The 1,192-nt window shown below is 78.2% G+C and carries 1 protein-coding gene and 1 pseudogene; both read right to left on the bottom strand.

The window, feature by feature from the left end:
* Nucleotides 1-386: 386 nt before the first annotated feature.
* Nucleotides 387-596: a hypothetical protein gene (locus tag FNQ90_RS23950; protein WP_143624434.1), complete on the bottom strand. Its 210-nt coding sequence runs from the start codon at nt 594-596 to the stop codon at nt 387-389.
* A gap of 101 nt (nt 597-697) precedes the next feature.
* A pseudogene (locus FNQ90_RS23955) lies at nt 698-1,192 on the bottom strand (DUF3761 domain-containing protein); the annotation flags it as partial.

The raw sequence follows: 1,192 nt of genomic DNA on the forward strand, positions 1-1,192 counted from the left end.
GTCCGGTACCGCACCGGCCATGACGTCCCCTCGCGCCCCGGGCCCTCCGTGCGGTCGATCCACCGCACGCTCCCGCTCGCCGCTCGCCCGTTCCCCGGCCGGGCGCCCGCGACGCCACCGCTTCCACCGCCCGGCACCCGCCGTCGCGCCCGCGCCCGCGCCCGCGCCCGCGCCCGACCGTGCCATGTCCGTGGCGCACCCGGACCGCGCGACACCACGAGCCCGCGCCCGGCCCCGCCCGAAACGCGCGACGCGCCGCTTCCGGCTCCGGGGAACCGAACACGGCGCGCCGACGCGACCGATGACGTCCGGCGCCACCGGTGGGGGAGCTGCCGCCCGCCCCCGCACGGCGAACCGCACGGAACGCGACGGGCGGATGGGGGATGTCAGCCGAAGGCCACCCAGGCGACCACGGCGAGGACGACGACGCCCACCGCGATCCCCAGGATCAGGCCGAGCCTGGACCCTCCGGAGGAGGAGGTGGAAGCACTCGGGCCGCTCCGCGTGTCGTCGTCGACGAACGCGCGGAACATCTGGGTGCTGCCGGCCGGATCGTGTTCCTGCGGGCCCTGCGGTGCATGGGGGTTGTGAGCCATGCGGGGGACCCTAGCGAACGCTCTTGCCCGGGCGGTACCCGGGCGTCGGTTCCCGGCCGCTCCCGGGCCGGCCCGGGGCTCCCCGACCGGCCCGGGGGCGGTCAGTGCGGCAGGAACCGCAACCACACCGCGACCCCTCCCTGCGCCTCACACGCCCCGCGCCGGCGTTCCACGAACACCAGCGTCCCGTCGTTGCACCACGCCGCGGGCTCGACCAGGTCCCCGCTCTCCTCCTCGGGGAGGGGCTCGGTCCCGTCCTCCTCGCCCCACATCAACCCGGCCCCGTCGTCCTCCTCCGGCCCCGGCGGGGGCGTCGACTCGCCTCCCGACGGCTCCTCCCACGAGGGGATCCCCTCCGTGGCGCCGACCGGCGGCTCGGCGGGCGGTGGCGGCTGCCGGGTGACCGTCTCGGTGACGGTGGTCGTCACCGGGGGCGGCTCCGCGGGCTTCTCCTCGCTTCCCCCGGACGCCGGGGGACCCGGGGACGGGCCGGCGGGCACCGGCTCGTTGCCCTGTTCGCTCCTCACCGGCCCCCCGGGGGCTTCGGCCTCCCCCGGCTCGCCGACCGCCGGGCCCGCCGTGGCCGGGAACGACTC

Source organism: Streptomyces alkaliphilus (assembly GCF_014141535.1).
GTDB classification, from domain to species: Bacteria; Actinomycetota; Actinomycetes; order Streptomycetales; family Streptomycetaceae; genus Streptomyces; species Streptomyces alkaliphilus.

Excerpts from the sequence above, each read along its gene's own strand:
- FNQ90_RS23950 (WP_143624434.1), bottom strand. The coding sequence starts at position 596 with ATGGCTCACAACCCCCATGCACCGCAGGGCCCGCAGGAACACGATCCG.